This window comes from Actinosynnema sp. (genome assembly GCF_052038725.1).
In genome coordinates this window covers 1-7,391 of record NZ_JBQGCX010001195.1, presented here as the reverse complement: position 1 = coordinate 7,391, position 7,391 = coordinate 1, and the positions used below count along the sequence as shown (strand labels likewise).

Annotated in this window: 6 protein-coding genes and 1 pseudogene; 5 read left to right on the top strand and 2 right to left on the bottom strand. The window is 71.1% G+C overall.

The window, feature by feature from the left end; all coding sequences use genetic code 11:
• Window positions 1-65 precede the first annotated feature (65 nt).
• From ACTUAL_RS25055 to ACTUAL_RS25035, 5 genes are all read left to right on the top strand, one after another.
• The gene (locus ACTUAL_RS25055) at window positions 66-1,583 is read left to right on the top strand and encodes a sugar ABC transporter ATP-binding protein (protein ID WP_440901973.1); all 1,518 of its coding nucleotides are present in this window, start codon (window positions 66-68) and stop codon (window positions 1,581-1,583) included.
• Complete coding sequence (locus ACTUAL_RS25050) at window positions 1,580-2,551, top strand: ABC transporter permease (RefSeq protein ID WP_440901972.1); 972 nt, start codon at window positions 1,580-1,582, stop codon at window positions 2,549-2,551. Before ACTUAL_RS25055 ends, ACTUAL_RS25050 begins: the two co-directional genes overlap by 4 nt.
• Entirely contained in the window at window positions 2,548-3,546 is a 999-nt protein-coding gene (gene yjfF / locus ACTUAL_RS25045) for a galactofuranose ABC transporter, permease protein YjfF (protein ID WP_440901971.1), read from the top strand. The genes ACTUAL_RS25050 and yjfF overlap by 4 nt, the downstream gene beginning before the upstream one ends.
• Window positions 3,547-3,661: 115 nt before the next feature.
• A complete protein-coding gene (locus ACTUAL_RS25040; RefSeq protein WP_096497694.1) occupies window positions 3,662-4,054 on the top strand; it encodes a VOC family protein in 393 nt (130 codons plus the stop codon).
• A 153-nt stretch (window positions 4,055-4,207) separates the two neighbouring features.
• Window positions 4,208-5,698, top strand: a complete 1,491-nt coding sequence (locus tag ACTUAL_RS25035; RefSeq protein WP_096492398.1) for a ricin-type beta-trefoil lectin domain protein — start codon at window positions 4,208-4,210, stop codon at window positions 5,696-5,698.
• 137 nt (window positions 5,699-5,835) lie between these two features.
• Here the strand turns inward: ACTUAL_RS25035 and ACTUAL_RS25030 are convergent.
• Window positions 5,836-6,422, bottom strand: a pseudogene (locus ACTUAL_RS25030) (transposase family protein).
• Window positions 6,423-6,468: 46 nt separating this feature from the next.
• Window positions 6,469-7,391: hypothetical protein (locus tag ACTUAL_RS25025; RefSeq protein WP_440901970.1), on the bottom strand; the 923-nt coding region annotated here is incomplete at its 5' end.

Genomic DNA, 7,391 nt, shown 5'->3' with positions numbered 1-7,391 from the left:
GCCAGCCTCCGGGGGGGGGGGCGGGGACCGCGCCCACTTCTCCCCCAGCGGTGGAGGCTGACCCCATGACCGGACCGGTCGTCGACATGCGCGGGATCTCGGTCGAGTTCCCCGGTGTGAAGGCGTTGCAGGAGGTGGACTTCCGGCTGCTGCCCGGCGAGGTCCACGCGCTGATGGGCGAGAACGGGGCTGGCAAGTCCACCCTGATCAAGGCGCTGACCGGCGTGCACCCGCTCGCCGCCGGGGAGATCACCCTCGGCGGGGAGGGCGTGTCGTTCAGCGGACCGGCGCAGGCGCAGGACGCCGGGATCAGCACCGTGTACCAGGAGGTCGCGCTGTGCGCGAACCTCACCGTGGCCGAGAACATCCTGCTGGGGCGCGAACCCCGCCGGTTCGGCGCGATCGACGGGCGCGCGATGCGCGCGCGGGCGCGGGAGCTGCTCGCCCGCATCGGTCTCGACGTCGATCCGGGGTCCGTGCTGGCCAGCCACCCCATCGCCGTGCGGCAGCTCGTCGCGATCGCCCGCGCGGTCGCCGTGGACGCGCGCGTGCTGGTGCTGGACGAGCCGACCTCCAGCCTGGACGCCGACGAGGTCGCCGAGCTGTTCCGCATCGTGCGGGTGCTGCGCGACGAGGGCGTCGCGGTGCTGTTCGTGTCGCACTTCTTGGAGCAGGTCTACGAGATCTCCGACCGGATGACGGTGCTGCGCAACGGTCGGGTCGTGGGCGAGTGGAAGACCTCGGAGCTGAGCCGGATCGACCTGGTGACCGCCATGCTCGGGCGCGAGCTGGGCGTGCTGGAGGAGATCGAGCACCGGGCGGACAAGGGCCGCAGCGGCGGCGCGCTGCTGGTGGCGGAGGGGTTGGGGCGCAAGGGCGCCATCGAGCCCTTCGACCTGGAGGTGCACGCGGGCGAGGTGGTCGGGCTGGCCGGGCTGCTCGGGTCGGGGCGCACCGAGCTGGCGCGGTTGCTGTTCGGCGCGGACAAGGCCGATTCGGGAACGATCGTGTTCGGCGGGAAGCCGTTGCGGCTCAGCGGTCCGCGCGGCGCGATCGCGGCCGGGATCGCGTTCTCCTCCGAGGACCGCAAGGGCGAGGGCGTGGTCGCGGATCTGAGCATCCGGGACAACCTGATCCTGGCGGTGCAGGCCGCACGCGGGTGGGCCAGGCCCGTGCCGCGCAGGCAGGCCGACGAGCTGGTCGCGAAGTACCTGGCGATGCTGGACATCCGGCCCGCCGACCCCGACGCGCTGGTCGGCACGCTCTCCGGCGGCAACCAGCAGAAGGTGCTGCTGGCGCGGTGGCTGGTGACCGAGCCGAAGCTGCTGATCCTGGACGAGCCGACCAGGGGCATCGACGTCGGCGCGAAGGCGCAGATCCAGAAGCTGGTGGCGGAGCTGTCCGCCGAGGGCATGGCGGTGCTGTTCATCTCCGCGGAACTGGAGGAAGTCGTGCGCGTCTCCGACCGCGTGGTCGTGCTGCGCGACCGGCGCAAGGTCGCCGAGCTGTCCGGGGTCGACCTGGGCGTGGACGAGGTGGTCGAGCTGATCGCCGCCACCCCGGACAACCGGGTCGCGTCGTGAACCGCCGGTTGCTGTGGCCGCTGCTGGCGCTGGCCGCGCTGCTGCTGCTGAACCTGGTGGCGAACCCGTCGTTCTTCGCGCTGCGCCTGCAGGACGGGCACCTGTTCGGCAGCCTGGTGGACGTGCTGCGCAACGGCGCGCCCACGCTGCTGATCGCGCTCGGCATGACGCTGGTGATCGCCACCAGGGGCATCGACCTGTCGGTCGGCGCGGACGTGGCGATCTCCGGGGCGGTGACCTGCACGCACATCGCCGGTGGTGGCGGCGCGTTGGGCGGGATGGCGCTGGCGCTGGTGCTGTGCGCGGTGCTGGGGCTGTGGAACGGGTTCCTGGTGTCGGTGCTGGGGATCCAGCCGATCATCGCGACGCTGGTGCTGATGACCGCGGGTCGGGGCATCGCGATGCTGGTGACCGAGGGGCAGATCATCACGGTCGACAACCCGGCGTTCCGGGAGATCGGCGCGGGGTTCCTGTTCCTGCCCATCTCGATCCTGATCAGCCTCGCCGCGCTGGCCGCGACCGCGCTGGTGACCAGGCGGACCGCGCTCGGGATGCTGATCGAGTCGGTGGGGGTGAACCCGGAGGCCAGCAGGCTGGCCGGGGTGCGCTCCCGGACGATCATCTGGACGGTGTACGTGTTCGCGGCGCTGTGCGCGGGCGTCGCCGGGCTGATGATCAGCTCGAACGTGAGCGCGGCGGACGCCAACAACGCGGGGCTGTGGATCGAGATGGACGCGATCCTGGCCGTGGTGATCGGCGGGACGTCGCTGGCGGGCGGGCGGTACTCGCTGACCGGGACGCTGCTGGGCGCGCTGGTGATCCAGACGCTCACCACGACGATCTACACGATCGGCGTCCCGCCGGAGGTCACGCTGGTGTTCAAGGCGATCGTGGTGATCGCGGTGTGCCTGCTCCAGGCGCCCGCGCTCAGCCGGGTGTTCGCGCGACGTGAGGCGGTGGCGGCATGACGACCGTTCTGGAGCCGCAGCTCCCCGTGAAGGCCGGACCGAGGGCGCCGTCGCGGTTCCTGCCGGTGATCGCGACGTTCGTGGTGTTCGTGCTGACCTTCGGGGCCGGGTCGGTGGCCTACGAGGGGTTCGCCAGCGGGCAGGTGGTGGCGAACCTGTTCATCGACAACGCGTTCCTGATCGTGCTGGCGGTCGGGATGACGTTCGTGATCCTGACCGGCGGGATCGACCTGTCGGTCGGGTCGGTGATCGCGCTGTCGACGATGATCGCGGCGGCGGCGCTGCGGGCGGGGTGGCCGCCGGTGCTGGTCGTGGTGGCGGTGCTGGCCACCGGGTCGCTGCTGGGGTTCCTGATGGGGCTGGTGATCCACAAGTTCGGGGTGCTGCCGTTCATCGTGACGCTGGCGGGGATGTTCCTGGCGCGCGGGTTGTGCTTCGTGATCAGCGTGGAGTCGATCTCGATCAAGGACAAGGGGTTCCGGTCGTTGGCCACGGCGACGATCGAGCTGCCGGGGGGTGTGACGATCACGCCGCCGGTGGTGATCGCGTTGGTGGTCGTGGCGGTGGCGGCCTACGTGCTGCACCTGACGCGGTTCGGGCGGACGGTGTACGCGGTCGGCGGGAGCGAGGCTTCGGCCCGGTTGATGGGGTTGCGGACCGGGCGGGTCAAGGTCGGGGTTTACGTGATCAGCGGGTTCTGCTCGTCGTTGGCGGGGTTGCTGTTCGCGTTGTACATGCTGTCGGGGTACAGCCTGCACGGGGTCGGGATGGAGTTGGACGCCATCGCGGCTGTTGTGGTGGGCGGGAGTCTGCTCTCGGGCGGGGTCGGGTTCGTGGTCGGGTCGGTGGTCGGGGTGCTGGTGCTCGGGACCGTGCAGACGCTGATCTCGTTCCAGGGGACGTTGAGCTCGTGGTGGACGAAGATCGTGATCGGCGGGTTGTTGTTGGCGTTCATCGCGTTGCAGCGGTTGATCGTGCGGCGGTCCGGGAGTTAGCGGTCCGGTCCCGCTCGAACCCGGTTCGGTCAAAAGTTGACGTAGGGCTCCTCCCGGCGATCTCTGCGAGGCTTGGGCCTCTTCAGAAAAAACCGGGAGGTGCATTCGCGTGGTGATGGGCTCACGTCAGGTGAAGGTCGGGTTGCGCGTCGCGGACCTCGACCGGTCGCGGGACCTGTACCTGGCGGTCGGGTTCAAGGAGATCCCCAACGACGAGCAGCCGACCCTGCGGTACCTGACGCACGGGCGCACGTGGCTGATCCTCTCCGACCGGCACGCGCACCCCTACATCTCCGAGCGCGACCGGGTGAGCGCGCAGGAGGGTCCGGTGGGGGCGGGGTTCGTGCTGGCGGTGCCGGTGCCGGACGTCGAGGCGCTGCACCGGTGGTGGGCGGCCCAGGACGGGCTGGAGGTGGTCCTGCCTCCCGAGGACGCCGGGTGGGCGGTGGTGTTCCAGGGCGCCGACTACGACGGGTACCAGGTGATGTTCGAGCAGTTCCGGAATTGATTCCGACGCCGATCGCGCACCCCGATCCCCGCTACGCGGCGCAGTCGTCGTATGGGGAATCCCCTATTGACCCACCTGCGGTATTCCTGCGAAGCTCGCATACGAGAGCGCTCTCACAAAACTCTCCACCCCCTGCACCCACGGAGTTGTTTCGTGAGACTCATCGCGCAGTGCTGCGCGGCGGTCATGACCGCCGCGCTGATCACGCTGCCTGCGGCAGCGGCACAGGCTGAACCAGCCGCCACCCCGGACTCGGCCACCCTGCCGGAGGCCCTGGAGCGCGACCTGGACATCACGCCCGCCGAGGCCACGGCGCGGCAGCAGAAGGAGCAGGCGGGCGTGCCCGTCGCGGAGGAGCTGCGGACCGAGCTGGACGGGAAGTTCGGCGGGTCCTGGTTCGACAAGGGCGAGCTGAAGGTCGGCGTCACGGACGACGCGGCGGCCAAGGCCGTGCGCGACAAGGGGGCCGAGCCGGTCCCGGTCGCGCGCAGCGAGAAGGCTTTGGACGACACCAAGTCCGCGCTCGACCAGGCGCGCAGTGGCACCGAGGCGGTGCACTCCTGGTACGTCGACCCGACCAGCAACACCGTGGTCGTGACCGCCGCCTCCGAGCAGGCCGGGCGCGAGTTCGCGGCCAAGGCCGGCGTCGAGGGTTCCGTCCGGGTCACCACCGGGCACGAGATGAAGCCGGCGCACGACCTGCGCGGTGGCGACCAGTACGTCATCAACGGCAACACGCTGTGCTCGGTGGGCTTCCCCGTGAACGGCGGGTTCGTCACCGCCGGTCACTGCGGTGGCACGGGCAGCACGACCAAGGGCTTCAACAACGTCAACCAGGGCACGTTCGCCGGGTCGTCGTTCCCCGGCCAGGACTACGCCTGGGTGCGCACGAACGGCGACTGGGCCTCCAAGCCCTGGGTCAACAACTACTCCGGCGGCAACGTCGTGGTGGCGGGCAGCCAGGAGGCGGGTGTCGGCGCGACGATCTGCCGCTCCGGCCGCACCACCGGCTGGCGCTGCGGCACCATCCAGGCCAAGAACGTCACGGTGAACTACGGCGGCCGGATCGTGAACGGCCTCGTGTCGACCACGGCGTGCGCCGAGGGCGGCGACTCCGGCGGCGCGGTGCTCTCCGGCAACCAGGCCCAGGGCGTCACCTCGGGCGCGGGCGGCAACTGCTCCAACGGCGGCACCAGCGTCTACCAGCCGCTCAAGCCGATCCTGTCGGCCTACGGGCTCACGCTGACCACCAACGGCGGCGGCGGGTCCGGCACGAAGATCATCGGGCACCAGAACCGGTGCGTCGACGTGCCGAACTCGAACGCGAAGGACGGCCAGCGGCTCCAGGTGTGGGACTGCAACGGCACCAACGCGCAGAACTGGACCTTCGCCGGTGACGGCACCGTGCGCGCGTTCGGCATGTGCATGGACGTGGCGTGGGGCTCGCGCGACAACGGCGCGGCGATCCAGCTCGCCACCTGCTCGGGCAACCCGGCGCAGCAGTTCGTGCTCAGCGGCGCTGGCGACCTGGTGAACCCGCAGGCCAACAAGTGCGTGGACATCACCGGCTCCTGGGGCTCCGGCTCGGCGCTCCAGCAGTGGGAGTGCACCGGCAAGTCGAACCAGAAGTGGCGCAAGGGCTAGAACCCGCGAGGGCTGACCCCCGGAGCGCGTGACGCGGCCCCGGTCTCCAGGCGGAGACCGGGGCCGTTGTCGTTCGCGGGGAGGACTAGAGGGTGTCACGCAACTCGTCTTGTGGTTGGTGGCCGAGCGCTTCTTGGTCAGCCGGTGAGGGCGAGGTTGTGGAGGTGGGCGATGCCGGAGGCGGTGTCGCGCAGGGTGGTCCAGTTCTTCATGCGGGCCATGACAGGTCGGCCGTCCAGCACGTCGGCGATGCCGCAGTCGCGGTAGACGGTGCGGTCGTTGCGGTTGCCCGGCCTCGGGTCGCCGGTGGTGATCACGAGGCGGGTGTCGGCGTCGATGGCGACCTGCGGGTTCGTGGAGCACCGGTAGTTCTTGGACCGTGCGGCCAGGCGGTGGTCGCGGGTGGGCGCCAGGGTGCTGTCCACGATCGCCACCTGGCCGATGCGGCGGCGCCGGACCGGGGCGAGTGCGAGCAGTGGGCCGCGGCGTGCGAGACGCCGAACAACGGCCCGAGTTGCCGCATGGTCAGGTTGGCGCGCCAGTAGGCGGCCACCAGCAGCACCCGGTCGGCCAGGCCCAACCGCCACTGCCGACCGGGACGCCCGTCGGCGATGGCGTCACCGCCGCGTTCGGCCACCACCCGCACCAGCTTGCGGAACTGCCCCGGCTGCAAGCCCGTGAACGGTGCGATCCACTCCGACCGGGACGCCGAGAGCACCGGCACCGCCACCTCATCCCACCCTGGCGGTCACCGAGTTGCGTGACAGCCCCTAGCCCTGGGCGGCCAGTTCGCGGGGCTCGCCCTGGCCGTCGAGGCGGCCGAGCAGCTCGCGCAGCGCGGTCGTGGGCAGACCGGCGCGCGCGCCCTCGGCGGCCAGGTCGCGGAGCATCGCCACGTCCTGCTCGCGGACCTTCCCGCCGTGGTGGAAGGCGTTGAACGCGGCGAGGTCCAGCGGGCGCACGGCGCGCTCCTGCGCGCGGTGGTAGGCGGCGGTGACCTTGGGGCCCATGACGCCCGCGGCCAGCTTGCCGAAGCGGCCGTTCGCGGGGAGGGAGAGGATCTCGCGCTGGGCGTCGCAGGCCAGCGCCCACAGGGCCTTGTCGGCGATCACCTCGTCCAGCGGGGGCCAGCCCTTGAGGCCCCAGGCGGCCCAGATGGCGAACAGGGCGCCGCTGAACGCGTCGGCCACCTGGGGGTTCAGGTAGCTGCAGCGGGAGACGGCGCTGTTGTTGTACAGGGACGCGAAGCGCTCGGCCTCGGTCGGGTTGTGGCGGGTGACGCTGAAGCCGGTGCCGCGCTTGGGGTGCGCGTAGCAGTAGTCGGCTCGGGCGAACGCCTCGGCGTCCCCGCCGGGGGGCGCGGTGAACGCGGGGTCGGCCTGGTGGGCGAGCGCGCCCTGCACGCCGAAGAGCAGTCGCTCCTCGTCGACGCCCAGCACGTCCAGGTAGTGCCTGCGCAGGCCGAGGCCGACGCCGCACATGATGACGACGGTGTCGTTCCCGCGGACCAGGTCGCCGAGCGAGGTGAGCGTGGCGACGCCCTGCTCGGTGCGGCTGGCGCGCCCGTCGAGGGTGATGACGACGAACGGGAAGTCGCGCCCGGCCAGCTCGGAGGCGTGCTCGACGACGTGGTAGCCCTGGTAGACCTTGGTCTCGTCCTCGTCGTAGTCGTAGAGCAGTTTCGGGGCGGCGT